The following is a 24,706-nucleotide window of genomic DNA, read 5'->3' on the forward strand; positions in this document are numbered from 1 at the left end:
TGGCGCAGGAACGTTAAAGAAACCCTTTGAATGCTATCAGCAAAAAAAATGTGCATGAACGCGGAGAAAGCAGGTGAAACCCCGCGCTCGTTGCGCGATGCACACGCCTTACAAACAGTTTCAAAGCATGCAGTCAAACCCGGCCAAAGCCTGGTCCGTCACTTTACAAATCGGTTTTCGGGGGCATTTCTATAATCGCCGTTCTGCAGTGACGTCGAACCCATGACCTCCCCCGAGACCTCCCAAGGCGCTTCTGGCGCCACAAGCGCCCTCCGGCGCCTGCGCGCCGCCTGGTGGTGGCGCCTCTTGTTGCGCCCTGTGCTGGCCGTCGTGGCCCTTGGCATGGCGGGTGTGCTGGCTGGCGCCATGCTGGTGGGCATTGGCCTGAGCATCGCCTACCCCCAACTGCCGCCCCTGAACAGCCTCAGCGCCTACCGTCCGGTGCAGCCGCTGCGCGTGTTCTCGGCCGATGGCGTGCTGATTGGCGAATTTGGCGAAGAAAAACGCCACTTTGTGCGCATCCATCAGATCCCGAAGATCATGCGCAACGCCGTGCTGGCGGTCGAAGACGCACGCTTTTACGAACACCATGGCGTCGACTACATCGGCGTGCTTCGTGCCGGGCTGGCCAACTTCGGAGAAGCGCGTAGCCAGGGCGCATCGACCATCACCATGCAGGTGGCCCGTAACTTCTACCTGCCCACCGAAAAGACCTTCACCCGCAAGATCTACGAGATTTTGCTGGCCCTGAAGATCGAGAGCCAGCTGAGCAAGGATCAGATCCTCGAGCTCTACATGAACCACATCTTCCTGGGGCAACGCGCCTACGGCTTTGCGGCGGCCAGCGAGATCTACTTTGGCAAACCGCTTCAGAACATCAGCATCGCCGAGGCGGCCATGCTGGCCGGCCTGCCCAAGGCACCCTCGGCCTACAACCCGATCCGCAACCCGCAGCGCGCCACCATCCGCCAGAAGTACATCCTGGATCGGATGGTCGAAAACGGCTTCATCACCCCTCAGGAGCGCGACGAAGCCAAGGCGCAGCCCCTCACCTACCGGCGCAAGACCAGCGTGCCGGAAGAGGCTCGTTATGTGGCTGAATCGGTCCGGCAGCTGATGCATGACCGTTATGGCGCAGACGCCTACACACGCGGACTGAACGTGACCACCTCGGTGCCGCTGGCCGACCAGGTGGCGGCGTACAACGCGCTGCGCAAGGGGCTGCTGGCCTTTGACAGGCGGCAAGCCTGGCGGGGTCCTGAAGGACATCTGAACCTGCCGGCAGATGCGCGGCAATGGGACACGGCGATCGCCGAGGCGCTGGAGGAGCATCCTGCCAGTGGCGAGATCCAGGCCGCCGTGGTGCTGGAAGCCGACCCTAAAAAACTGAAGGTGGCACTGCAGTCGGGCGAACACCTGACCCTGACGGGCGAGGCCCTGCGCGCGCTGGGCAATGCCCTGACCGACAAGGCCAACCCCAAAACCCAGGTGCGCGCAGGCGCCATCATCCGGGTCATGCCGGGCGACAAAGCCAACTGGTCGGTGGTGCAAATGCCGGCGGTCGAAGGGGCGCTGGTGTCGCTCAACCCTGACACGGGCATGATCACTGCCATGGTGGGTGGCTTCGAGTTTGACCGCGCGCAGTTCAACCGGGTGACGCAAGCCTGGCGTCAGCCGGGGTCCAGCTTCAAGCCCTTCATCTACTCGGCAGCGCTGGAGAAGGGCTTCACGCCTTCCAGCCTGATCAACGACGCCCCTTTGTTTTTCCCTGGCAGCGCCACGGGAAGCACGCCCTGGGAGCCAAAGAACTACGATGGCAAGTTCGAAGGCCCCATGACCATGCGTCGGGCACTGGCGAAGTCCAAGAACCTGATCTCCATCCGCCTGCTGCACTCGATCGGCCCGGAGTACGGCCAGGAATGGATCAGCCGCTTCGGCTTCGAACCCGAGCGACACCCCGCTTACCTGACCATGGCCTTGGGTGCGGGCACGGTCACGCCGCTGCAACTGGCCACGGGCTATGCGGTATTTGCCAACGGTGGCTATCGTTTGAACCCCGAGCTGATCGTGAAGATCACCGACAGCGCCGGACGGGTGCTGGCCGAACGCCGTGAGCAAACCAAGGATGAGCGCATGCGCGTGATCGATGCGCGCAATGCCTACATCACCAGCAGCTTGCTGCAGGAGGTCACCCGCTCGGGCACCGCTGCACGCGCGCAGGCCTTGCTGAAACGTCCCGATGTGTACGGCAAGACGGGGACCACCAACGATTCAATGGACGCCTGGTTTGCCGGCTACTCGGACCACCAGGTGGCCGTCGTGTGGATCGGCTACGACAAGCCCAGAAAACTGGGAGACCGCGAAACCGGCGGCGGCCTGTCGCTGCCCGTGTGGATTGACTACATGCGCGAAGCACTCAAGGGGGCGCCAGTGCAAGAGATGACCCCACCGGAGGGCGTGGTCAACATCGACGGCGAGTGGTACTACGAAGAGTACACGCCCGCCACAGGCGTGCGCGAACTGGTGTTGCCAGAAGATTTGCCCGAAGAAGGCATGGAGCCCAGCACCGAGGAAGAAAAACAGAACATCCTCGACCTGTTCAAGGGCGCAGCACAGCCCGCCTCAGAAGCTCAGCGGGCAGCCAGCCTGCTCGGTGGCACACCTCGATAAGACCGCGAGGAAGTGCTCTCCCGAGCGGGTGTCTACCCAGTGGCCCTCGGGTGTGAGTCGAAAATGAAAGCCACCTTGCCGGGCTGCCAGCCACAGCTCGTGCAAAGGCGGCTGCGCGTTGACAATCAACTGACTGCGATTGGGCAGGGTCATCGTGAGCATCTGGCCCGTCCGGGCGGTATCGATGTCGATGATGTCGTCTTGCAACCAGGTGTCGGCGGTGCGCTCCAGGTGCGCCAACATGGAGCGGACCGCCTCATCGTATTGCGCATCGGACAAGCCTGTAGAGGTGGCTGCGGCGGACATGTGGGCTTCCTTAGAATAGGCGAATGAACAAAAGCCTTGATCAAAGCCGCTCCATTGTAAGGATGGGCACCGCTGCCGCCCTGGCCGTGGGCCTGACAACCCTGTCGGCATGTGGGCTCAAAGGCCCCCTGTACCTTCCAGGCCCCGAATCGGCCCCTGCGGCGACACCAAGTGCCCCGGCTGCCTCTGCCCCCCTACCCCAACCCAGTACCGCCCCATGAACCTGCCCGGCTCACCTTTTCTGGCCGTCCAAGACGGTCGCCTGTGCCTGGATGGCCACGACCTGACTCAACTGGCTCACCAGCATGCAACGCCCTTGTACGTTTATTCGCGCCAGGCCATGTTGAGCGCCCTGGCGCCCTACCAGCGCGCCCTGGTCGGGCGGGCTCACCTGGTGTGTTATGCCGTGAAGGCCAACTCGAACCTGGCGGTGCTGCAAACCTTTGCCCAGGCGGGTTGCGGTTTCGACATCGTGTCTGCCGGTGAACTGGCCCGTGTGCTGGCCGCAGGCGGCGATGCCGCCAAGGTGGTGTTCTCGGGTGTGGGCAAGAGTCGGGCCGAAATGGCCCAAGCCCTGCAAGCCGGCGTGCGCTGCTTCAACGTCGAAAGCACGGCCGAACTGGAAGTGCTGTCCGACGTGGCGGCCGGCCTGGGCCTCCGGGCCCCGGTGAGCCTGCGCGTCAACCCCGATGTGGACGCCGGCACCCACCCCTACATCTCCACCGGGTTGAAAGGCAACAAGTTTGGGGTGGCCCACGAACAGGCCCTGGCCAGCTACCGACGGGCCGCCAGCCTGCCGGGCATCCGGGTGGTGGGCATCGACTGCCACATTGGCTCGCAGATCACCGAGGTGGCGCCCTACCTGGACGCCCTGGACCGGGTGCTTGACCTGGTCGAAGCCATCGAGGCCGAAGGCATCACCCTGCACCACATGGACCTGGGTGGCGGGCTGGGAATCACCTACACCGACGAAACACCGCCAGCGGCAGATGCCCTGATCGCCGCGCTGCTGGCCCGCATCGACGCGCGCGGACATGGCCATCGCGAACTGCTGTTTGAGCCGGGGCGCTCGCTGGTGGGCAACGCCGGCGTGCTGCTGACGGAGGTGATGTACCTGAAGCGTGGCGAACACAAGAACTTCTGCATCGTCGATGCCGCGATGAACGACCTGATGCGCCCTGCCCTGTACGAAGCCTACATGGGCATCGTCAACACGCAAGGCACCGATGAACCCACGGACACCTGGGACGTGGTGGGCCCGGTGTGCGAATCTGGCGACTGGCTGGGCCGTGATCGATCTCTGGCGGTCAAGCCCGGCGATGTGCTGGCGGTGCTGTCGGCCGGCGCCTACGGCATGACCATGGCCAGCAACTACAACACCCGAGGCCGCGCGGCCGAAGTGATGGTGGACGGCGCCCAGGTGAGTGTGGTGCGCGAGCGTGAGCGGGTGGAAGACCTGTTCAAGATGGAGCGGTTGATGGGTTGATGGGTTGATGGGCCACGCTGGGGCTGAAAACAAGAAAACCGCCCGAGGGCGGTTTTCTTTTCGGGCTGATTCGACGTGAATCAGAACGTGTGGCGGACGCCGGCGCCGATGTAGGTAGTCTTGCCGCCGGGGTTGATGCCCGCGCCGGCAAAGATCGGGGTTTCGCGGAAGCCGGTGGCAAACGAAATCACGTCAGGACCACCAACCACGGGCACCCCAAGACCGGCATCGGCCGCCGTGCCTTCGTCGTCCTTGATCTGCACCCAACGGGTGTACAACACGGTGCGCTTGGACAATGCGTACTCCAGACCCAGGCCAAACCCTGTGTCCTTACCTTCGGTGAAGTTCTTGAACTTCACCTGAGACACTTGCGCCGAAATGGTCCAGGCATCCACAGGCACCCGGATGCCAGCGGCGGCGAATTGCAGTTTGAGACTGCCGTTGCCATCTTCCATGTCGTACTTGCCCGTGCCATAAGTGGCGCTCAGCATGATGTTGCTGGTTGGCACGATGTACTTCACACCGAGGTTGTAGGCGGTGTAGTCATCCAGCGTGAAGGACGAAGGATTGGTCAACACAGCAAAGCCAGCACCATCAAACTTGTTCTGGTGATAGCCGAACGTGGCATTCAAAGCGGGGCTGAATGCATAGTTGGCAAACAGACCCACCGACTCGCCAGTGTCATTCTCGGCCGACTCGGAACCGGCGCCTGCAGCGCCCAGAATGCCACCGGTGGTGGAGTTGGCGTTACCACCGCGAGCAAAGGTGACGGTGCGGTATGAGCCCGCATTGGGCGAGTAAGCGACAGACGCGGTCAAGCCGCCAGCTTTGAGCCAATAGCTCACCTGATTGTCCTGACGGACCATCAGGTTGTTGGTGGCACCGCCCTCAATGAACAGGTCTGTGGCACCAAAACGTTCACCGGTGATGAATGCGGTGGAGTAGAAGATCGGAGCGTACTGGCGACCCAGTCGCACTTCACCAAACGGCGTGGTCAGGCCGACGTAGCTCTGACGACCAAAGAATCGGCCATCCTGGGACAAGGCGCCAGTGTCGTGCGAGAGTTGCCCCTCCAGGACAAACGAAGCTTTGTAGCCACCGCCGAGGTCTTCGGTGCCCTTGATGCCATAAGACGTTTGAGATGTCGCGCTCGGGGAGACTCGAGTCACGCCACCTTTGTTGAACAGCTTTTCAGTTGCAGCACCCAGGGCAGGAACCAATGCCGTGCCGGCAGTGCCTTTGACATGGTCCACGCTCACATCGGCGTTGCCGTACAGCGTGAGACTGGATTGAGCGAATGCAGCGCCCGCACCGAGGGTGGCCAGGGCCACCGCGACGGCTTGGGTCAGGACGGTCTTTTGCATGAAGTATCTCCTTGGTTACCCCTTGAGTGAGGGGGTCAGGAGATTGTCTGATGCTGGGGTGACAGCCCGCACCGGGTTTGACCTGATCTGTCGTGAAATGACGACATTGGCGATTGTTCCGGCTCAAGCAGTTCGTGACGAAGGCCCATGAAAAAAGGGCCCGAAGGCCCTTTTCTTGCTGGTCTGCGAGGCAGATCAGAACTTGTGGACGACGCCCACGGCCAGGCCGCGCGAGGTCTTGTCGGTCGGGGTCGACACGATGCCGATGCCAGCACCCTTGTCGTTCGACACATTGGTCAGCAGACCGTACACAGCAGTACGCTTCGACAGGCTGTAGGTACCCTTCAGAGCAACGATGGTGGCGTCGTTGTCGTCAGAACCGTCCATGTCGACGTCCTTGGCTTGCGACAGCGAAGCTTGCAGAGCGAACGTGTCGCTCACAGGCACGTCCACGCGCACGCCGTACAGCTTCAGGTCTTCAGCAGCACCGGACACGCTGTCACGGTTGTAGTAACCGGTCAGCTTGGCCATGCCGAAGTCGTACGAAGCGTAAACCAGCACGCCCTTGGCCTTGGTGTCACCGGTGGTGTCAGCCTTGGCGTTCACGTAACCCAGGCCAGCGCCGAAACCGTTGGCAGCGTATTGCACGCTCAGGCCGTAGTGCTTGCCTTCGTCGTCGTTGGCAGCCTCAGCGCCGCTCAGCTTGGTGCTGTACTGCAGCGTAGCGGTCAGGCCATCGGCCAGCTTCGGCAGGATGTAGGTGATGGCGTTGTCGGTGCGACGAGCGTCGTTGCCGGCCAGGGTGCCAGCGATCTTGAAGTCGTCATAAGCCTGGCCACCCAGCAGCGAGGTGTTGCCGGCGATGGCGCCGATCGGGGTGTCTTGACGGCCCAGACGCAGTTCACCGAAACCACCTTGCAGGCCCAACCAGGCTTGGCGGTTCCAGAAGTTGCCGGAGACGGCACCGGTGTCAGCGCTCACAGGAGCTTCCAAGTTGAACTTGGCCTTCAGACCACCGCCCAGATCTTCGGTACCCTTCACGCCGAAACGCGAAGTGGTGTGGTTACCGGAGGTCACGCGGGTGACGGACTTCTCGCCCTTCACGCTTTCAACGGACAGGTCCAGCGAACCGTACAGGGTCACGGACGATTGAGCAAAAGCGGCAGACGAAGCAGCCACGGCAGCCAGAGCAATCAGGGTCTTTTTCATAGACTTCTCCAAAGTTGGTTCAGAGGCTTCAGCAGACCCTCAGCGGGGTGGGTCCGTATGAAACTGCATGTATTCCAACAGACTTTTCTGCGTTGATTGATGACAACCCTGTCACATACGGCGATCCACACGGATCAGCGTTGCCCAAAGGCAACACATTCGGGGCGGTGATAATCAAAACATGAGCATCCACACCGACGACCTGGCGCCCTTTGACCGTGAGGACAAAGAAAATCGGACACCACCCCGGGTGGTGAGCGGTGCGCCAGCGTCTGGTGGCGAAGAGGCGCTGGAGCGCGCCTTGCGCCCCAAGGACCTCGATGAATATGTGGGCCAGGCCAAGGCGCGAGAGCAGCTGGAGATCTTCATCGGGGCGGCCCGCAAACGTCAGGAGGCGCTGGACCATGTGCTGCTGTTTGGCCCCCCCGGGCTGGGCAAGACCACACTGAGCCACATCATCGCCACCGAGCTGGGCGTGAACCTGCGGCAAACCTCTGGCCCCGTGCTGGAAAAGCCCAAGGACCTGGCCGCCATCCTGACCAACCTGGAGCGGCACGATGTGCTGTTCATTGACGAGATCCACCGCCTGAGCCCGGTGGTGGAGGAAATCCTCTACCCCGCGCTGGAGGACTATCAGATCGACATCATGATTGGCGAGGGGCCGGCGGCCCGGTCCATCAAGCTGGATTTGCAGCCCTTCACCCTGGTGGGCGCCACCACGCGCGCGGGCATGCTGACCAACCCGCTGCGCGATCGCTTTGGCATCGTGGCGCGCCTGGAGTTCTACACCGCGCCCGAATTGCAGCGCATCGTGACGCGCTCGGCGGGCTTGCTGGGCGCCCCGATCGACCCGGATGGCGCCATGGAGGTGGCGCGTCGATCTCGCGGCACCCCCCGGATCGCCAACCGATTGCTGCGCCGGGTGCGCGACTATGCCGAGGTGAAGGGCGATGGCCACATCACCCGCACGATGGCCGACAAGGCCCTGGCCATGCTGGACGTGGACCCACTGGGCCTGGATGTGATGGACCGCAAGCTGCTGGAGGCCATCATTCACCGTTTCGACGGCGGGCCCGTGGGCCTGGACAACCTGGCGGCCGCCATTGGCGAAGAGCGGGAAACGATCGAAGACGTGATCGAGCCGTACCTGATTCAGCAGGGCTACCTGCAGCGCACCCCTCGGGGACGCACGGCAACGGCCGCCGCGTACCGACACCTGGGGCTGCTGGCCCCGCAATCGCTTCAGGGCGGCAACTTGTTGAGTGAGTGAGGCTCAGCGACGACGCAAGAGGTGCACGTACTCTTCGGCCTGGGCCGTGGGCAGGGTTTCCTGACCCACAAGCTCATTGCCCGTCTGGCGGGCAAAGGCCTGGAAGTCGCGCACCGAACTGGGGTCGGTGGCCCACACCTTGAGCACCTCACCGCTGTGCATGTCGGCCAGGGCTTTTTTGGCCTTGAGGATGGGCAGCGGGCAGGTCAGGCCGCGGGTGTCGATTTCCTTGTGGATGTCCATCTTGCAGTCCGGCAGAGGTGTGCGTGGCTCAGCTTAGCGCATCAGGCGGGGAGAATCATGCGGGGAAGACGCCTGTGGACAGGTAGCGATCGCCTCGGTCGCACACCACAAACACGATGGTGGCGTTGCGCACATGCTGCGCCAGTTGCAGGGCGGTCCAGCAAGCGCCGGCGGCCGAGATGCCGCAGAACAAGCCTTCTTCGCGCGCCAGGCGGCGGGCCATGTCTTCGGCCTCGGCCTGGCTGACATGGATGATCTCGTCGACCCGGGTGGCGTCGTAGATCTTGGGCAGGTAGGCCTCGGGCCACTTGCGGATGCCGGGGATGCGTGAGCCTTCCTGAGGCTGGGCACCCACGATGCGCACCTCGGGGTTTTGCTCTTTCAGGTAGTGCGACACGCCGGTGATGGTGCCCGTGGTGCCCATGGCACTCACAAAGTGGGTGACACGACCCTGGGTGTCAGCCCAGATCTCGGGGCCGGTGGTGTCGTAGTGCACCGCCGGGTTGTCGGGGTTGGCAAATTGATCCAGCACCACGCCCTTGCCTTCGCGCACCATCTGGTCGGCCAGATCGCGGGCGTACTCCATGCCGCCGCTTTTGGGCGTGAGGATGAGCTCGGCGCCGAAGGCCTTCATGGTCTGGGCGCGCTCGATGGAGAGGTCTTCCGGCATGATCAGCACCATGCGGTAGCCGCGGATGGCGGCGGCCATGGCCAGCGCGATGCCGGTGTTGCCGGAGGTGGCTTCGATCAGGGTGTCGCCGGGCTTGATCTGGCCGCGCTCTTCGGCGCGGCGGATCATGTTGATGGCGGGGCGGTCTTTGACCGAGCCGGCCGGGTTGTTGCCCTCAAGCTTGGCAAGGATGACGTTGCCACGCGCCTCGTTGTCGGCCCCAGGCACGCGCTGCAATCGCACGAGTGGGGTTTTGCCGATGGCGTCTTCGAGGGTGGGGTAGTTCATGTTGACTTGTTGCGTGGTGCCCCGGGCCGGACTCGAACCGGCACTCCTTGCGGAACCGGATTTTGAATCCGGCGCGTCTACCAATTTCACCACCAGGGCACAGCAGTCAGCCTGAAAGGATAGCACAGCTCAGGGCTGGAAGCCGGTCTGGGCGGGCCGACCGGGCAATGAGAGCTGGCTGATGGCCGCCGGTGTGCGGGCAACACAACGGCCACGGCGGAAGACCGCCAGGCGGGTGGCGCGCAGGCGGATGGCCTCGATGGGGTCGCGCGCCTGCAGCAGCACCAAATCAGCCCGGCAACCGGGGGCGATGCCGTAGCCGTCCAGGCCCAGGATGGTGGCCGGCGTGGTGGTGACGGCCTCGAAGCATTGGCGCATGGCGGCCTGGCTGGTCATCTGAGCCACGTGCAGGCCCATGTGGGCCACCTCCAGCATGTCGGCACTGCCCAGGCTGTACCAGGGGTCCATCACGCAGTCGTGGCCAAAGGCCACGGGCACCCCGGCCGCCAGCAACTCGGGCACGCGGGTCATGCCGCGGCGCTTGGGGTAGGTGTCGTGGCGTCCCTGCAGGGTGATGTTGATCAGCGGGTTGGCGATGGCGGCCACACCGGCTTCTTTCATCAGCAGCAAGAGCTTGCTGACGTAATAGTTGTCCATGCTGTGCATGGACGTGAGGTGCGAACCGGCCACCCTGCCCTGCAGGCCCAGGCGCTGGGTGTGGAAGGCCAGGGTTTCGATGTGTCGCGACAGCGGGTCGTCGGTTTCATCGCAGTGCATGTCCACCCGCAGGCCGCGCTCGGCGGCCAGTTCGCACAGCAGGCGCACCGATTCGGCGCCCTGCTCCATCGTGCGCTCGAAGTGCGGGATGCCACCCACCACGTCCACGCCCATGTCGAGCGCGCGTTGCAGGTGCTGCCAGGCCCCGGGCGAGCGCAGCACACCGTCTTGCGGGAAGGCCACCAGTTGCAGATCAAGGTACGGTTTGACGCGCTCGCGCACGTGCAGCAAGGCCTCGACGGCCAGCAGGCGCGGGTCGCACACGTCCACATGGGTGCGGATGGCCAGCAGGCCTTTGGCCACCGCCCAGTCGCAGTAGGCCAGGGCACGCTCCACCAACGCCTCTTGCGTGAGCAGGGGTTTGAGCTCGCCCCACAGGGCGATGCCCTCCAACAGGGTGCCGGACTGGTTGACGCGAGGCAGGCCGTGGCTGAGCGTGGCGTCCATGTGGAAGTGGGCGTCCACGAAGGGCGGGCTGAGCAACTGGCCGGCGGCGTCCAGCTCTTCGGCAGCCTGGGCGGCCAGGCCAGGCTCGACCGCCACGATGCGACCTTGCTGAATGCCCACGTCCACATCCTGCCGACCGTCGGGCAGGTTGGCGTGGCGGATGATGAGGTCGAGCATGGCGACTCCCGGGCTCACATGGTGCCAAAGATGCGGTCGCCCGCGTCGCCCAGGCCAGGCACGATGTAGCCGTGCTCATTGAGGTGGCTGTCCAGCGCCGCCGTCACGATGGGCACATCGGGGTGGTGGGCCTGCATGTTGCGCACACCTTCCGGGGCGGCCAACAGACACAGCAGGGTGATCTGGGTGCACCCGGTTTCTTTGACGTGGTCGATGGCGGCCACGGCCGAATTGCCGGTGGCCAGCATGGGGTCCACCACGATGACGTGGCGCTCGGCGATGTCGGTGGGCAGCTTGAGGTAGTACTCGACCGGTTGCAGGGTGTCGTGGTCGCGGTACAGGCCGATGTGGCCCACCTTCGCCAGGGGCAGCACCGACAGCACCCCATCCAGCATGCCATTGCCGGCGCGCAGGATGGACACCAGGCAGGGTTTCTTGCCACTGATGACGGGCGACTGCATCTCGGTGACCGGGGTGCGGATGCGCATCAGCTCGGTGGGCAAGCCACGGGTGGCCTCATAGGCAAGCAACTGACTGACTTCGCGCAGCAGGTTGCGAAACTGCTCGGTGTTGGTGTCTTCATGGCGCAACCAGGTCAGCTTGTGCTGGACCAGTGGGTGCGTGACCACGGTGAGCTGAGGGAACTCGGCGTTGGGGAACGTGGCGTTCATGCAAACCTTTCGTGTGACAGCGTGCCCGGACTCATCTTCGCCGATGACCTGCGAAATGCATGCCAGCTTGCGATGCCCCTATGATGCAGTCTCGAACCGGAAACGGCCCAGCCACGTTGTAGACAGTGCACGCATGCCTCCAATGCCCCCGATCACCCAGGCCCTGATCCTCATCAATGTGGCGGTGTTCTGCCTGGACATCGCCCTCAACAAGATGCTGTCGGCCTACTTTGCCCTGTGGCCGGTTCAGAGCCAGTTCTTCCTGCCCTGGCAGGTGGTCAGCTATGCCTTCCTGCATGGCTCGTTCACGCACATCTTCTTCAACATGTTTGGCCTGTGGATGTTTGGCTCCGAACTGGAGCGCATCTGGGGGCCCAAGCGTTACATGCAGTTTTACGCCGCCAGCATCCTGACGGCCGCCCTGGCCCAGTTGGTGATTTCGGCGCTCGCAGGCTCGCCCAGCCCCACGGTGGGCGCCTCTGGGGGCCTGTTCGGCTTGCTGCTGGCGTTCGGCATGATGTTTCCCAACCGAACCATCATGCCGCTGTTCCCGCCCATTCCCATGAAGGCCAAAGTCTTTGTGGCGGTGTATGGCGGCCTGGAGCTGTTTTTCGGGGTCACGGGCACGCAGTCTGGCGTGGCCCACTTTGCCCACCTGGGCGGCATGCTGGGCGGCTGGTTGATGCTGCGCTACTGGCGCGGTCAACCGCCCTTTGGCGGCCTCAAGGGGCCACGACGCTGAAGGCGAACCAACCCCGATGACAGGGCAATGCCTGCCAGGATCATCACCAGGGCCACGGGGTGGTACCAGCGGGGCCACTCGCCCAGCAGAGCCAATGACCACAGGGCGGCGAACAAGGGCGTGAGGTTGCCAAAAAACGCCGACATGGTGGGCCCCACGGCCTGAACGGCCTGGCCCCAACACTGGTACGCAACGATGGAGGGGCCAATGGCCACGAAAATCAGCGCAGCCCAGGCCCACGGGTCGGCCAGCCAGGCCCAACCCAGCACGTGGTCGCCCAGGGTGTGCTCGAGCGCGGTGCCAAAGCCCCCCCAGAGCAGGCCAAAAACGATCTGCACCCACAAAAAATCAGCCCAGGTCCAGGCTGGCCGCTGGGGCCCCACCATGTCGGCTGGGGGTTTGGCCAGCATCCAGCTGTACACCGCCCAGGCCAGGCTGGCGGCCAGCATGTAGAGGTCGCCGGGCACCCATTGCCAGTGTGCGAAGGTGGCCCAGGCGCCCTGGGACATCACCAGCATCACCCCGGCGATCGAGAACGCGGCGCCGACCAGTTGGCGCGTTTGCAGCACTTGCCCGTAGGCCAGCCGGCCCACCAGCATCATCCACACCGGAACGCTGGCGCCAATCAGCGTGACATTGACGGGCGACGCCGTGTGCAAGGCCAGGTACTGCATGGCGTTGTAACAGCCCACCCCCAAGCCCCCCAGCCAGATGAGGTGCCGCCAACGCTTGAGCCACTCGCCCGGATGGCGCCACGCGCGGCGGGCCAGCGGGAGCAGGATCAAGCCCACCAGCAACCAGCGCACCGCGTTCATGGTGACAGGCGGCAGGATGCCGACCATCAGGCGCCCCACCACCGCATTGGCCGACCACAGGATGGGCGGCAGCAGCAGGAAGGCCAGCACGCGCCAGGTCAGGCGATGGGACAGCGGCAAAGTGAGGGGCACGGTCAACCTGCAGGAGGAGAGAGCAGGCTGCATTAGACCAGCCCCGCGCACCGGATGCTGGCGCGCGGGGCTGGTCTCGCCGATCAACGGCGTTGGCGTCAGGCGTTGGCGTCAGGCGGCGCGGCGGCGGCGATGGGCGGCGCCCACGGCCAGCACCAGCCCTGACAGCATCATCGCCCAGGTGCCTGGCTCAGGCACGGCGGGGATCGCGGTCAGGCCAATCAGCGGCGCCTGCAAGGCGTTGCCCTGAACACCGAACGCGCCCAGGCTCATGGCTGCGCCCGTGCTCAGGTTGATCGAGTACAGGGCACTCAGACCCGTGTCGCCATCGGTCAGGGCCGCATAAGCCATGCCGGCACCAGAAACATCGAAGCCCGTGATGCCCAGGGCATTGACCCCCAGGTCGCCCACCTTCAGCATGGTGCCGGCGTTCGGGGACGACGACACATAGAGCGCGTCCGCATTGCTGTCGATGCCGTACAACATGGTGCCGGTGGCCGGATCGGTGTCGTTGTTGGTATAGGCCGATGCCACGATGGTCATGGTGGCCCCATTGAGCGGGCCGTCCACAAACACCTGGCCGGCGTTGGCTGCATTGACGTTGACGCGGAGGTTTTGTCCAGCGTTGCTGACGACACGCAGGGACGGCGCGCTCATGCCGGCATCAGGCACGGGATTGAAGTCCACCCCAAACGCCGAGCCCATCAGGCCGGTGTAAGCGCCATTGGCCGTGGCGGGCGCCCCGGCCGACAGGACCCCCACCAGGCTGGCAGCACCGGTCTGGCTGTCAAGGGTGTAGAGGCGACCGGCATCGCTGAGGGTGTAAAGCATGCCATCGGAGGGCCGACGGTCCATGCCCAGCAAGCGCTCGTTGAGTGCCAGGCCCGACACGCTGACCGCGGCATAGCCCATGGTGGGGTTGGCGCTGTCGAACTGAACCAGTTGGTTGGTGGTGGTCAGGCCGATGAGGTTCTCGGCATGGGCCTGGGAAGCCATGAACAGGCCGGCGATGCACGCGGCGGACAGGGCCGCAAAGGGTCGAGACATGGTGAACTCCTAGCTGGTGTGTGGTTGATGACAGCGAAAGCTCGCTGCCATCAAGCCCTACGTGCAGGAATTCACACTGGATGCGCAAAAACCCCATCCATCAAAAGGTTTTAACCATGCTCATCGGGGGCGCGGAGGGTGGCGGCTGCGTAGGCGTGCCAGGAGGCGTGCCCCAACACCGGCGCCACGACCAGCAGGCCCAGGAAGCCTGGCAGCATGGCCAGCCCGATCGACACCGTGATGAGCGCCCCCCACAGCATCATGACCCCGGGTTGGGTGGTGACCAGCCTGAGGCTGGCCAGACCGGCCGAGATCGCATCGACGGCCCGGTCCATGATCATGGGCATGCTGATGACGCTGATGGCGTAGATGAGGCCCGCAAAAACGGCGCCCACCGCCAGGTAACTGACGAAGAAGACCAGGTACTCTTCGGTCATGAGTTCGGCCAGCGGAACGCTGAAATCAGGCACGCCTGAAAAACTGACGGCGAACACGATCATGGCGGCCCGCCCCCAGAGCATTTCGAGCACCAGCAAGACCCCGGCAAAGATGCCGAGCTGTGCACTGCTGAACCGCCACGCCGTCAGAGAGGTCCACAGGCGTGGCTGCCGTCCCTGCCCCAGGCTTCGACTGGCCTGGTAAAGCCCCAGGCACAAGAACGGCCCCATCAACAAGAAGCCGGCAGACAAGGCCAGGGTGTATTCAGGCGCGTAATTGAAGGTGGCCAGCAAACCCCAGCCCATCAGCACAAAGCACAGGCCGTAGAACAAGCCGATGAAGGGCGCGCGCGCGAAGTCTTGCCAACCCAGGGCCACCCAGCGGAATGGGTCCCGCCAGCTCAATGGGGCCAGGGGCATGTCGAGCACGCTTGGGCCGCCCTGCGGATCGCCATCGGCTTCGATCACGCCCGACAAGGCCACCTGGCCGGCGGTGTGGGCCAGCGCCATCGAGGGCTTCATGGGGGCTTCGGCCAGCGGCGTCACAAAAGCCGATGGCAAGGGGTCAGCAGCCTCTCTGACCTGGGCCAGCGCCGGCCAGTCTGGCGGACGTCGCAACGATGTGCGCCGCCGCGGGCTGCGCCGCCGCGACACCACGACATGCTGGGGCAATCTGCTTGCAGTACCCATGAGACGACTCCTCCGGAGCGTTGCGGTGTCTCACAAGGTATACCTGTGACGGATTCACGTCATTGGTGGAACTGCGGGGGGGTGGTCCGGGCGCCGCACGAACCGGTCCAGCATCACGTACACGACGGGGGTGGTGTACAGGGTCAGCAACTGGCTGACCAGCAAGCCCCCCACCACGGCATAACCCAGCGGCTGGCGCAGCTCGGCGCCGGTGCCCAGGCCGATCATCAGCGGGATGGCCGCCAGCAAGGCCGCCAGCGTGGTCATCATGATCGGGCGCACCCGTGCCACGCCCGCAGCCTGCATGGCCTGGGACGCATCGACGCCCTGCCGCCGCTGGGCGGTCAAGGCAAAGTCCACCAGCAAGATGCCGTTCTTCTTGACGATGCCGATGAGCAACACCACGCCGATCAGTGCCATCACTGAAAAGGGCTCATCAACAAGCCACAACATGGCCAAGGCCCCCACCCCGGCCGACGGCAGCGTGGACAGGATGGTGAGCGGATGCACGAAGCTCTCGTACAGCACGCCAAGAATGATGTAGACGGCCACCAGCGCCGCCAGGATCAGCCAGGGCTGGCTTTGCAAGGCATCCTGGAAGGCCTGCGCTGCGCCCCTGAACTCGCCAGAAACGTCGGCAGGCAGCCCCTCTTGCTGCCGCGCGCGCTCGATCAACTCGACGGCCTCTCCCAGGGACACGCCCTCGGCGAGGTTGAACGCGATGGTGACCGCTGGTTGCATGCCGTCGCGGCCGATGCTCACGGGCCCGGTGCTGCGGGGCAACACGCGGGCCACCGACAGCAAGGGCACCATGGCCCCGGTGGTGGGAGATCGCAGGTGCAGCCACTCCAGGCTGTCGATCCGGCCACGCAAGCCGGCGTCGATGTCCAGCAAGACCGGGTACTGATTCACCTCGGTCTGAACCTCGGCAATCTGACGCTGCCCATAGGCGCTGTACAAGGCCTGATTGACGTCATCGACCGTCAAACCGTGGCGAGCGGCGGCATCCCGATCGATCTCGATGCGCACCAGCCCGGCGCCCATCTGCAAATCGTTGGACACGTCACGCAAGGCGGGCAAGGCCGCCAGCCGATCGGTGAGGCGCTGCGTCCAGGCGCCCAGCACGCCGCTGTCGGCGGCACGCAAAACATACTGGTACTGCGTGCGAGCGGGGCCCGTGCCCAGATTGATGTCCTGGGCGGCCCGCAGGAACAGGGTCACCCCGGGCACCTGAGCCAACTGAGGGCGCAACCGATCGATGAACTGCTGGGCCGACACGTCCCGGTCTGAGCGGTCTTTGAGCACGATCCAGAACCGGCCGCTGGACATGTCCGTGCTGCCCCCCGTGGCCCCCACCGCATGCGCATAAGACTGCACCGCCGGGTCTTGCGCCACGACCTTGGCCAACGCCGCGTGGCGGGCTTTCATGTCGTCGAACGAAGCGTCTTGCGGCCCCTGGGTGGTGCCGAACACGAACGCCGTGTCCTGCAGCGGGAAAAACCCCTTGGGAATGACCACATAGCCCCAGACCGCCGCGGCCACGCCCAGCACAAACACGCTCATCAAGGTGCGCGGATGGCGCAATGACCAGGCCAGACTGCGCCCGTACGCCGCCACCAGCCGGTTCACCCAGCCCGAGTCCTCATGAGACGGCACGCCCTTCATCATGTAGGCCGCCATCATGGGCGCCAGCGTCAAGGCGGCCAGCACCGACAACAGCACCGCCAGGGCCACGGTGACGGCAAACTCGAAGAAGAGCCTGCCCACGACGCCGTCCATGAACAGCAAAGGAATGAAGGCGGCCACCAGCGACAGGCTGATGGACACGACCGTGAACCCGATCTCTCCGGCCCCGGCGATGGCCGCCTGGGGCATGCCCAGGCCACGCTCCATCTGACGGTGGATGTTCTCGACGACCACGATGGCGTCGTCCACCACAAAGCCGACGGCGATGATCAGGGCCACCAAGGTGAGGTTGTTCAGGCTGAAGCCCAGCAGGTACATGAACCCGACGGTGGCCGTCAGCGACACGCCCAGCACGGTGGCCACGATCACCGTGGCGGACCACTGCCGCAAAAAGGCGCCCATGACCGCCACCACCAGCACCACGGTCAGGGCCAGGGTGATCTCGACCTCATGCAGCGACGACCGGATGGTGCGGGTGCGGTCATTGAGCACATTGACCTCGACGCTGGCAGGCAGCCGGTTGGCCAGATCAGGCAAGGCCGCCAGGATGCGGTCCACGGTGGCCACGATGTTGGCGTCGGGCTGCCGTCGAATGATGAGGTTCAGGCCCTCTCGGCCATCCTGCCAGGCCTGCACATGGTCGTTTTCTGCGCCCCAGCTCACCTGAGCCACGTCGCCCAGGCGAACGGGCAGACCGGATGCACTGCGCAACACCAGGTCCGCATAGGGCTGGGGGTCAAGCAGTTGTTGATTGACCTGGAGCGTGGCCGCCCGGTCAGCGCCCATCAAGGTGCCTGAGGGCTGGTTGAGGGTGGTGCGGCTGACGGCCTCCCGGATGTCGGCCAGCGTGAGCCCCTGGGCCGCCAGAACGGAGGGCTCGGCCCGGATGCGGATGGCCGGTCGCTTCTGGCCGGTGATGCCCACTTCGGACACGCCATCGATTTGCGTGATCTGTCGCGCGATCACGGTTTCTGCCAGATCGCTCAACTCGGTCATGGGCAAGACCTCGGACTGAACCTTCAGCACCAGGATCGGGCTGTCGGCCGGATTGACCTTGCGCCACGAGGGCGGCGAGGTCATGGCCTCAGGCAATCGGCGCTGAACACCCGCCAGCTCGGCCTGCACTTCTTGTGCGGCCACATCGATGTCCTTGTCGAGCGAGAACTGCAAGGTGATGCTCACGCGGCCCTGGCTGCTCGATGAAGTCATCTCGGTGATGCCCGGCACCGCGCTGAGCGCCACCTCCAGCGGGGTTGCCACGGCCGACGCCATGGTGTCGGGGCTGGCACCCGGCAGGCTGGCGCTCACGCGGATGGTGGGAAACTCTGCCTGCGGCAACGGCGCCACCGGCAGGCGGGGAAAGGCCAGCACCCCCAGGATGGCCACGGCCAGCGTCAGCAGCGTGGTGGCCACCGGGTGAGACACACACCACTGAGACCAACGGGTCATCAACCGGCCTCCCCGGCGTCGGCGGCCGGCAGCACGCGCACGCTGGCCCCCGGCTTCAAGCGCGCGTGGCCGTCAACCACCACGCGGTCGCCCGAGGCCAGCCCGCTTTTGATCGCCACCCGCTGTTCGTCGCGCCAGATCACCTCGATCCACACGGGCTCGACCTGGGCGGGACTGGCGGGACTGGCGGGCGTGAGGCGCCAGACCATGTCACCACGCAGCCCGGCCTGGACGGCGGTGGCTGGCAGCACCAAGGCCCCCGCCAGCTGACGCACAGGCAAACGGACGCTGACAGCCTGCCCAGGCAGCAGACGATCGTCGCCATTGGCAAACGCGGCTTTGAGCTTCAAGGTGCCCGAGGCTGGGTCAATCTGATTGTCGCGGGTGAGCACCTTGCCCTGCAGCGGCTGGCGGGCGCCCTGCGGCGCGAGGGGCGCTGACTCCAGCAAAGTGACCGGGGTGTCCGGCCGGGCCTGGAGGGCCTCGCGCACGTCCGCCCAACGCGCCTGGGGCACGGCAAACACCACGTGGATCGGGTCCAGGCGGGTGATGGTGACCAGGCCCTGCTCGTCTGCCGGCCCCACCAGGTTGCCGGCATCGACTTGTCGCAAGCCGGCGCGTCCGTCCAGTGGTGCCCGCACCACGGTGTGCTCAAGTTGCACGCGGGCGGCATCCCGGCTGGCTTGCGCCGCGCGCCACTGGGCCTCCAGTTGGCTGGCCTGGCTGGCCTGCTGGTCTCTTTGCTGAACCGAGATGGCCGATTGCCGGGCCAGGTCCTCGTAGCGCTGCAGATCGTCACGGGCCTGCCGCCACTGGGCAGCCAACTGGTCAACGGTGGCCGACCAGCGCGCCAGTTCGGCACGCGCTTCCCGGTCATCCAGTTGCGCCAGCACCTGCCCCGTACGCACCCGGGCGCCCTCCTGGAACTTGACCGCTTGAAGCTGGCCCGCCACCCGGGCGCGCACGATCGCCTGCGCCGACGCCTGCACCATGCCCACGGCCTGCACGTCGATGGACACGTCGTCCTGCACGACCTCGGCCACCCGCACCACCACGGCCGGCGCCGACTTGCGCTCACCCGAGGTGGCACGGGCCTCGCGATCGGTCATCAACCAGGCCAGCGCGACCAGGCCCAGGGCCCCGAGCCCCAGCCAGGTCAGCCGTCGGTGAAAGAAAGATCGGGGGTGCCTCAAGGCCATCGCATGCTCCACGTTGAGCGGTTCATGCTAACGGCCATCGGCCCGGTTGCGAGGCGATGCGTTTTATTCCCGGGCGGCGTCGGGGGCCATGCACAGGCCCCACGCCCCCGTTCAGGCCGCTCGCGACGCGGTGACTTCGCTGGCCTGAGGCGCGTCCAGGGCGTCCAGCGCCTGGGCCAGCTGCTGCACCGAGCGCTGCACGTTGTGCCACTTCTCCAGGCCAAACAACCCCACGCGGAAGGTGCGGAAGTCGGCCGGCTCGTCGCACTGCAGGGGCACGCCCGCTGCGGTTTGCAGGCCGAGGGCCAGGAACTTCTTGCTGTTCTGGATGTCGGGGTCGGTGGTGTAGCTCACCACCACACCCGGGGCCTGGAAGCCTTCAGCCGCCACGCTGGGGTAGCCGTGCTGAACCATCAGGGCGCGCACCTCGGCGCCCAGATTGACCTGCTCTTGTCGCACCTTGTCGTAGCCGTAGGCTTCGGTTTCGGCCATGGCCTCGCGCAGACGCACCAGGGCATCGGTGGGCATGGTGGAGTGGTAGGCGTGACCGCCACCTTCGTAGGTTTCCATGATCTGCAGCCACTTCTTCAGGTCCATGGCAAAAGTGCTGCTTTGGGTGGCGTCAATCGCCTGGCGGGCGCGCTCGCTGAGCATGACCATGGCACAGCAAGGTGAGCTGCTCCAGCCCTTTTGCGGCGCGCTGATCAGCACGTCCACACCCGTGGCTTTCATGTCCACCCACATGGCGCCCGAGGCGATGCAGTCCAGCACGAACAGGCCGCCCACGGCGTGCACGGCGTCGGCCACGGCCTTCAGGTAGTCGTCGGGCAGGATCATGCCAGCGGCGGTTTCCACGTGAGGCGCAAATACCAGGGCGGGCTTTTCGCGGGCGATGGTGGCCACCACCTCGTCGATGGGCGCAGGGGCCCAAGGCGCCTGAGCACCCTCGGCGATGCGGCGGGCCTTGAGCACGGTGTGGCTGGCCGGGATGCGGCCCATGTCGAAGATCTGCGTCCAGCGGTAGCTGAACCAGCCGTTGCGGATGACCAGCACGTGCTGGTCTTGGGCAAACTGGCGCGCCACCGATTCCATGCCGAAGGTGCCGCTGCCCGGCACCAGCACGGCCGAGTGGGCGTTGTACACGCGCTTGAGCATGGCCGAGATGTCGGTCATCACGCCCTGAAAGCGCTTGGACATGTGGTTCAGGGCGCGGTCGGTGTAGACCACCGAGAATTCGAGCAGGCCGTCAGGGTCGATGTTGGAGAGCAGTCCGGGCATGGCAGCAAGGCTCAGGTCAGGGCCTGAGCGGAAGGTCTAAGGTTGACCTTCAGCCTAGCACAGGCCCTTGACGCCTGCATTGCAGGCTATCCCCTGCCCGGTGCGGTGTTCAGCCCCCGCGCCGCACGCGCAGGATCTCGTCGAGGATCAGCAGCGCCGCCCCCACCGAGATGGCCACATCGGCGATGTTGAACGAGGGGAAATGCCCGCCGTGGAACATCGGCGCCAGGAAGCGGAAGTGGAAATCCAGAAAATCCACCACGTAGCCGTGGATGAGGCGATCGATCACGTTGCCCAGGGCCCCGCCGATGATGAGCGTGAGCGCCCAGGCAAACAGGCGTTGCCCGCCATGCTGGCGCAGCATGTAGAGCATGAAGCCCACCGCCACGAAGCCCAGCCCGATGAAGAACCAGCGCTGCCAGCCCCCCGCCGTGGCCAGCATCGAAAACGCGGCGCCGTGGTTGTGCACCCGCACCACGTTGAAGAACGAGAACACCTCGCGGCTGTCGCCCAACTGGAAGTAGCCCACGATCAGCGTCTTGGTGAACTGGTCCAGCAAGATGATGATGACCGCGATGCCCAGCCAGGGCAGCAGGCCATGGGAAGCCGATGAAGACGGCGATGACTTCTTGCCAGCCATGATCAAGCGTGCTCGCGGTGTTCGCCGGCGCCGTGCAGGTTGCTGTTGCAACGGCCGCAGATCGTCGGGTGCTCGGGGTTGACGCCCACGTCGTCGCGGTAGTGCCAGCAGCGCTCGCACTTCACGGCCTTGGAGGGATTGACCTCGATCTGGGTGGAATGCCCCTCGGCCAACTCGACGCTGGAGACGATGAGCACGAACTTCAGGTCATCGCCCAGGCTGCGCAGGTCGGCCAGCAGGCGCTGGTCGTCGGCGTTGATGGTGACGAACAGATTGGCCTGCAACGAAGCGCCCACCTCACCACGGGTGCGCACGTCTTCGATCTGGCGGTTGACCTCTTCACGGAAGGCGCGGATGCGCGACCACTTGGCCAACAGCTCGGTGTCTTTGTCGGCCTCGTGGAAATCCCAGTAGGTTTCGGTGAAGATGGTGTCGGTCTGACCGTGGCCCGCGTTGAAGATCTTCCAGGCCTCTTCGGCCGTGAAGCTCAGGAAGGGCGCCATCCAGCGCAGCATGCCGTTCGTGATGTGCCACAGCGCGGTTTGCGCGGCGCGGCGGGCGTGGCTCTTGGCGGCGCTGGTGTAGAGCCGGTCTTTCAGCACATCCAGGTAGAAGGCCCCCAGGTCTTCCGAGCAGTAGACCTGCAGCTTGGCCACCACGGGGTGGAACTCGTAACGCTCGTAGTGGGCCAGGATGTCTTCCTGCAGCTGCGAGGCGCGGGCCAGGGCGTAGCGGTCGATTTCCAGCAGCTCGCTCAGTGGCACGGCGTCGGTCTTCGGGTTGAAGTCCGACGTGTTGGCCAGCAAAAAGCGCAGGGTGTTGCGGATGCGGCGGTAGCCGTCCACCACGCGGGCCAGGATCTTGTCGTCGATGCCCAGGTCGCCCGAGTAGTCGGTCGAGGCCGCCCACAGGCGGATGATCTCGGCGCCCATCTTGTTGCTGATCTCTTGCGGCGCCACCACGTTGCCGACCGACTTCGACATCTTGCGGCCCTGGCCGTCCACGGTGAAGCCGTGGGTGAGCAGGCCCTTGTAAGGCGCGCGACCATAGATGGCACACGCGGCCAGCAGCGAGCTGTGGAACCAGCCTCGGTGCTGGTCGTGGCCTTCCAGGTACAGATCGGCCTCGGGGCCATCGGCGTGGCCAGCCAGGGCGTGGCTGCCGCGCTCGCTGTTGAGCACGTGGAAGAAGGTGGTGCCCGAGTCGAACCACACATCCAGGATGTCGGTGGACTTGCTGTACTCGCTGGCTTGCTCACCCAGCCACTCAGCCGGGTCCAGCTTGGCCCAGGCCTCGACGCCGCCCTGCTCCACCAGCGCGGCGGCGCGGTCCATGAGCGCCGGCGTGTCGGGGTGCAGCTCACCCGTCACCTTGTGCAGGAAGAAGGGCAGCGGCACGCCCCAGTTGCGCTGGCGGCTGATGCACCAGTCGGGCCGGTTGGCGATCATGTCGCGCAGGCGGGCGCGGCCGTTCTCGGGGTAGAAGGTGGTCTGGTCGATGGCGTCCAGTGCCGTCTGGCGCAAGGTCTTGGGCGCCTTGTCGGCGGTGAACACGCCCTCACCTTCGTCCATGCGCACAAACCACTGCGCCGCCGCACGGTAGATCACCGGCGTTTTGTGGCGCCAGCAGTGCGGGTAGCTGTGGGTGATCTCTTTGGTGGCCAGCAGGCGGCCGGCGTTGTTCAGCGCCTCCAGGATGACCGGCACGGCCTTCCAGATGTGCTGGCCGCCGAACAGGGGCAGATCGGCTTCGTAGACGCCGTTGCCCTGCACCGGGTTGAGGATGTCGTCGAACTTCAGGCCGTGGGAGATGCAGCTGTTGAAGTCGTCCACGCCGTAGGCGGGCGCGGCGTGCACGATACCCGTGCCGTCTTCAGCGCTGACGTAGTCGGCAAGATAAACCGGGCTCAGGCGATCGTAACCAGCATCCACATGGGCCAGGGGGTGCTTGAACTTCAGGCCCTCCAGCTTGGCGCCGGGGGTGGTGGCCAGCACCTTGATCTGATCGGGCTCGAAGCCGTAGCGTTGCGTCGCCTTCTCGACCAGGCTTTCGGCCAGCACCAGCAGGCCCTTGGGCGTGTCGACCAGGGCGTAGCTCAACTCGGCGTGCATGTTCAGCGCCTGGTTGGCAGGGATCGTCCACGCGGTGGTGGTCCAGATCACGGTGAATGCCTCTTTGGCGAGGCTGCCCACGCCGAAGGCGGCGGCCAGCTTCTCGGGCTCGGCGCACAAGAAAGCCACGTCCAGCGTGCTGGACTTCTTGTCCATGTACTCGATCTCGAACTCGGCCAGCGATGAGCCACAGTCGAAGCACCAGTACACGGGCTTGAGGCCCCGGTACACGAAGCCACGCTCCATGATCTTCTTCAGGGCGCGGATTTCATTGGCCTCGTTGCCGAAGTCCATGGTGCGGTACGGATGCGACCAGTCGCCCAGCACGCCCAGGCGCTTGAAGTCCACCCGCTGGCCGTCGATCTGCTCGGCGGCATAGACGCGGGCCTTGGCCTGCACGTCGTCGCGGCTCAGGTTGCGGCCAAAGGTCTTCTCGATCTGGTTTTCGATGGGCAGGCCGTGGCAGTCCCAGCCGGGCACGTAGATGGCGTCAAAACCGGCCAGCTGGCGGGCCTTGACGATCATGTCCTTGAGCACCTTGTTGACGGCGTGACCGATGTGGATGTTGCCGTTGGCGTAGGGGGGGCCATCGTGCAGCACGAACTTCCTGGCGCCCTGGCGCGCGGCGCGCAGTTGGCCGTACAGGCCCTGGGACTCCCAATCGGCCACCCAGCCCGGCTCGCGCTTGGGCAGGTCGCCGCGCATCGGGAAGGGGGTGTCGGGCATGTTCAGCGTGGCCCGGTACTTGGACTCGGGGGCCGCGTCGGCAGGCTTGGCGCCGCCCTTCTTGGGGTTGGCTTGTGGGTCTTGGCTCATGGCAGTTCTCGACAAAGACCGGCTCGGGCGCCGGACTTCAGGGATTGGGGGGTGCGGTCAGGAGGCAGGCCGCCGGGCAGGCACAC

General features: G+C 65.1%; 20 protein-coding genes and 1 tRNA gene. 5 read left to right on the top strand and 16 right to left on the bottom strand.

The window, feature by feature from the left end; all coding sequences use genetic code 11:
* The first annotated feature begins 222 nt into the window (after positions 1-222).
* Positions 223-2,670 (top strand): penicillin-binding protein 1A, encoded by a 2,448-nt coding sequence (locus tag WNB94_RS04025; protein ID WP_445819018.1) that lies wholly within the window; start codon positions 223-225, stop codon positions 2,668-2,670.
* Here WNB94_RS04025 and cyaY read toward each other — a convergent pair.
* Entirely contained in the window at positions 2,623-2,976 is a 354-nt protein-coding gene (gene cyaY / locus WNB94_RS04030) for an iron donor protein CyaY (RefSeq protein WP_341388561.1), read from the bottom strand. The two genes, WNB94_RS04025 and cyaY, sit on opposite strands and share 48 nt — an antisense overlap.
* 62 nt (positions 2,977-3,038) lie before the next feature.
* Between cyaY and lptM the strand changes: the two genes are divergently transcribed.
* Positions 3,039-3,197: an LPS translocon maturation chaperone LptM gene (gene lptM / locus WNB94_RS04035; protein WP_341389944.1), complete on the top strand. Its 159-nt coding sequence runs from the start codon at positions 3,039-3,041 to the stop codon at positions 3,195-3,197.
* Positions 3,194-4,462, top strand: coding sequence for a diaminopimelate decarboxylase (lysA, locus tag WNB94_RS04040; protein ID WP_341388562.1), 1,269 nt, complete (start codon positions 3,194-3,196; stop codon positions 4,460-4,462). Before lptM ends, lysA begins: the two co-directional genes overlap by 4 nt.
* Before the next feature lie 80 nt (positions 4,463-4,542).
* Here lysA and WNB94_RS04045 read toward each other — a convergent pair whose 3' ends face one another.
* On the bottom strand, positions 4,543-5,826 hold the full coding sequence (locus WNB94_RS04045; protein WP_341388564.1) for a porin: 1,284 nt from the start codon (positions 5,824-5,826) through the stop codon (positions 4,543-4,545).
* A gap of 195 nt (positions 5,827-6,021) precedes the next feature.
* On the bottom strand, positions 6,022-7,035 hold the full coding sequence (locus WNB94_RS04050; protein WP_341388565.1) for a porin: 1,014 nt from the start codon (positions 7,033-7,035) through the stop codon (positions 6,022-6,024).
* Between the two features lie 181 nt (positions 7,036-7,216).
* On the opposite strand from WNB94_RS04050, the gene ruvB reads away from it, so the two are divergent.
* Positions 7,217-8,305, top strand: coding sequence for a Holliday junction branch migration DNA helicase RuvB (ruvB, locus tag WNB94_RS04055; RefSeq protein ID WP_341388566.1), 1,089 nt, complete (start codon positions 7,217-7,219; stop codon positions 8,303-8,305).
* 3 nt (positions 8,306-8,308) lie between these two features.
* On the opposite strand, the gene WNB94_RS04060 is transcribed toward ruvB, so the two are convergent.
* From WNB94_RS04060 to upp, 5 genes are all read right to left on the bottom strand, one after another.
* Complete coding sequence (locus WNB94_RS04060) at positions 8,309-8,548, bottom strand: sulfurtransferase TusA family protein (RefSeq protein WP_341388567.1); 240 nt, start codon at positions 8,546-8,548, stop codon at positions 8,309-8,311.
* Positions 8,549-8,603: 55 nt separating this feature from the next.
* Positions 8,604-9,506: a cysteine synthase CysM gene (gene cysM, locus WNB94_RS04065; protein ID WP_341388568.1), complete on the bottom strand. Its 903-nt coding sequence runs from the start codon at positions 9,504-9,506 to the stop codon at positions 8,604-8,606.
* A 14-nt stretch (positions 9,507-9,520) separates the two neighbouring features.
* A tRNA-Leu gene (locus tag WNB94_RS04070) sits at positions 9,521-9,605 on the bottom strand.
* 30 nt (positions 9,606-9,635) lie between these two features.
* On the bottom strand, positions 9,636-10,907 hold the full coding sequence (locus WNB94_RS04075; protein ID WP_341388569.1) for an amidohydrolase family protein: 1,272 nt from the start codon (positions 10,905-10,907) through the stop codon (positions 9,636-9,638).
* 14 nt (positions 10,908-10,921) lie between these two features.
* Positions 10,922-11,578 carry a uracil phosphoribosyltransferase gene (upp, locus tag WNB94_RS04080; protein ID WP_341388571.1) on the bottom strand — a complete coding sequence of 219 codons (657 nt, stop codon included), beginning with the start codon at positions 11,576-11,578 and terminating at the stop codon, positions 10,922-10,924.
* Positions 11,579-11,711: 133 nt separating this feature from the next.
* Between upp and WNB94_RS04085 the strand changes: the two genes are divergently transcribed.
* Positions 11,712-12,320, top strand: a complete 609-nt coding sequence (locus tag WNB94_RS04085; protein WP_341388573.1) for a rhomboid family intramembrane serine protease — start codon at positions 11,712-11,714, stop codon at positions 12,318-12,320.
* Here WNB94_RS04085 and WNB94_RS04090 read toward each other — a convergent pair.
* From WNB94_RS04090 to ileS, 8 genes are all read right to left on the bottom strand, one after another.
* Positions 12,281-13,267, bottom strand: coding sequence for a DMT family transporter (locus tag WNB94_RS04090; protein WP_341388574.1), 987 nt, complete (start codon positions 13,265-13,267; stop codon positions 12,281-12,283). The two genes, WNB94_RS04085 and WNB94_RS04090, sit on opposite strands and share 40 nt — an antisense overlap.
* Positions 13,268-13,378: 111 nt before the next feature.
* On the bottom strand, positions 13,379-14,314 hold the full coding sequence (locus WNB94_RS04095) for a DUF4394 domain-containing protein (protein WP_341388575.1): 936 nt from the start codon (positions 14,312-14,314) through the stop codon (positions 13,379-13,381).
* A 110-nt stretch (positions 14,315-14,424) separates the two neighbouring features.
* A complete protein-coding gene (locus tag WNB94_RS04100; protein WP_341388576.1) occupies positions 14,425-15,441 on the bottom strand; it encodes a DUF2189 domain-containing protein in 1,017 nt (338 codons plus the stop codon).
* Between the two features lie 54 nt (positions 15,442-15,495).
* Positions 15,496-18,576 (bottom strand): efflux RND transporter permease subunit, encoded by a 3,081-nt coding sequence (locus WNB94_RS04105; protein WP_341388578.1) that lies wholly within the window; start codon positions 18,574-18,576, stop codon positions 15,496-15,498.
* On the bottom strand, positions 18,576-19,775 hold the full coding sequence (locus WNB94_RS04110) for an efflux RND transporter periplasmic adaptor subunit (RefSeq protein ID WP_341388580.1): 1,200 nt from the start codon (positions 19,773-19,775) through the stop codon (positions 18,576-18,578). The genes WNB94_RS04105 and WNB94_RS04110 overlap by 1 nt, the downstream gene beginning before the upstream one ends.
* A 111-nt stretch (positions 19,776-19,886) precedes the next feature.
* Entirely contained in the window at positions 19,887-21,053 is a 1,167-nt protein-coding gene (locus tag WNB94_RS04115) for an aminotransferase class V-fold PLP-dependent enzyme (RefSeq protein WP_341388582.1), read from the bottom strand.
* 109 nt (positions 21,054-21,162) lie between these two features.
* Positions 21,163-21,693 carry a signal peptidase II gene (gene lspA, locus WNB94_RS04120; RefSeq protein WP_341388583.1) on the bottom strand — a complete coding sequence of 177 codons (531 nt, stop codon included), beginning with the start codon at positions 21,691-21,693 and terminating at the stop codon, positions 21,163-21,165.
* Positions 21,694-21,695: 2 nt separating this feature from the next.
* Positions 21,696-24,620 (bottom strand): isoleucine--tRNA ligase, encoded by a 2,925-nt coding sequence (gene ileS, locus WNB94_RS04125; RefSeq protein ID WP_341388585.1) that lies wholly within the window; start codon positions 24,618-24,620, stop codon positions 21,696-21,698.
* Positions 24,621-24,706 lie beyond the last annotated feature (86 nt).

The sequence above is a fragment of the Aquabacterium sp. A3 genome (genome assembly GCF_038069945.1).
Classification (GTDB): Bacteria; Pseudomonadota; Gammaproteobacteria; order Burkholderiales; family Burkholderiaceae_C; genus Aquabacterium.

Coding starts and splice junctions, on each gene's coding strand:
- cysM (WP_341388568.1), bottom strand. CDS start 9,506: ATGAACTACCCCACCCTCGAAGACGCCATCGGCAAAACCCCACTCGTG.
- lptM (WP_341389944.1), top strand. CDS start 3,039: ATGGGCACCGCTGCCGCCCTGGCCGTGGGCCTGACAACCCTGTCGGCA.
- WNB94_RS04085 (WP_341388573.1), top strand. CDS start 11,712: ATGCCTCCAATGCCCCCGATCACCCAGGCCCTGATCCTCATCAATGTG.
- WNB94_RS04045 (WP_341388564.1), bottom strand. CDS start 5,826: ATGCAAAAGACCGTCCTGACCCAAGCCGTCGCGGTGGCCCTGGCCACC.
- cyaY (WP_341388561.1), bottom strand. CDS start 2,976: ATGTCCGCCGCAGCCACCTCTACAGGCTTGTCCGATGCGCAATACGAT.
- lysA (WP_341388562.1), top strand. CDS start 3,194: ATGAACCTGCCCGGCTCACCTTTTCTGGCCGTCCAAGACGGTCGCCTG.
- WNB94_RS04105 (WP_341388578.1), bottom strand. CDS start 18,576: ATGACCCGTTGGTCTCAGTGGTGTGTGTCTCACCCGGTGGCCACCACG.
- WNB94_RS04060 (WP_341388567.1), bottom strand. CDS start 8,548: ATGGACATCCACAAGGAAATCGACACCCGCGGCCTGACCTGCCCGCTG.
- lspA (WP_341388583.1), bottom strand. CDS start 21,693: ATGGCTGGCAAGAAGTCATCGCCGTCTTCATCGGCTTCCCATGGCCTG.
- WNB94_RS04075 (WP_341388569.1), bottom strand. CDS start 10,907: ATGCTCGACCTCATCATCCGCCACGCCAACCTGCCCGACGGTCGGCAG.
- ileS (WP_341388585.1), bottom strand. CDS start 24,620: ATGAGCCAAGACCCACAAGCCAACCCCAAGAAGGGCGGCGCCAAGCCT.
- WNB94_RS04025 (WP_445819018.1), top strand. CDS start 223: ATGACCTCCCCCGAGACCTCCCAAGGCGCTTCTGGCGCCACAAGCGCC.
- WNB94_RS04110 (WP_341388580.1), bottom strand. CDS start 19,775: ATGGCCTTGAGGCACCCCCGATCTTTCTTTCACCGACGGCTGACCTGG.
- WNB94_RS04100 (WP_341388576.1), bottom strand. CDS start 15,441: ATGGGTACTGCAAGCAGATTGCCCCAGCATGTCGTGGTGTCGCGGCGG.
- upp (WP_341388571.1), bottom strand. CDS start 11,578: ATGAACGCCACGTTCCCCAACGCCGAGTTCCCTCAGCTCACCGTGGTC.
- WNB94_RS04115 (WP_341388582.1), bottom strand. CDS start 21,053: ATGCCCGGACTGCTCTCCAACATCGACCCTGACGGCCTGCTCGAATTC.
- WNB94_RS04095 (WP_341388575.1), bottom strand. CDS start 14,314: ATGTCTCGACCCTTTGCGGCCCTGTCCGCCGCGTGCATCGCCGGCCTG.
- WNB94_RS04050 (WP_341388565.1), bottom strand. CDS start 7,035: ATGAAAAAGACCCTGATTGCTCTGGCTGCCGTGGCTGCTTCGTCTGCC.
- ruvB (WP_341388566.1), top strand. CDS start 7,217: ATGAGCATCCACACCGACGACCTGGCGCCCTTTGACCGTGAGGACAAA.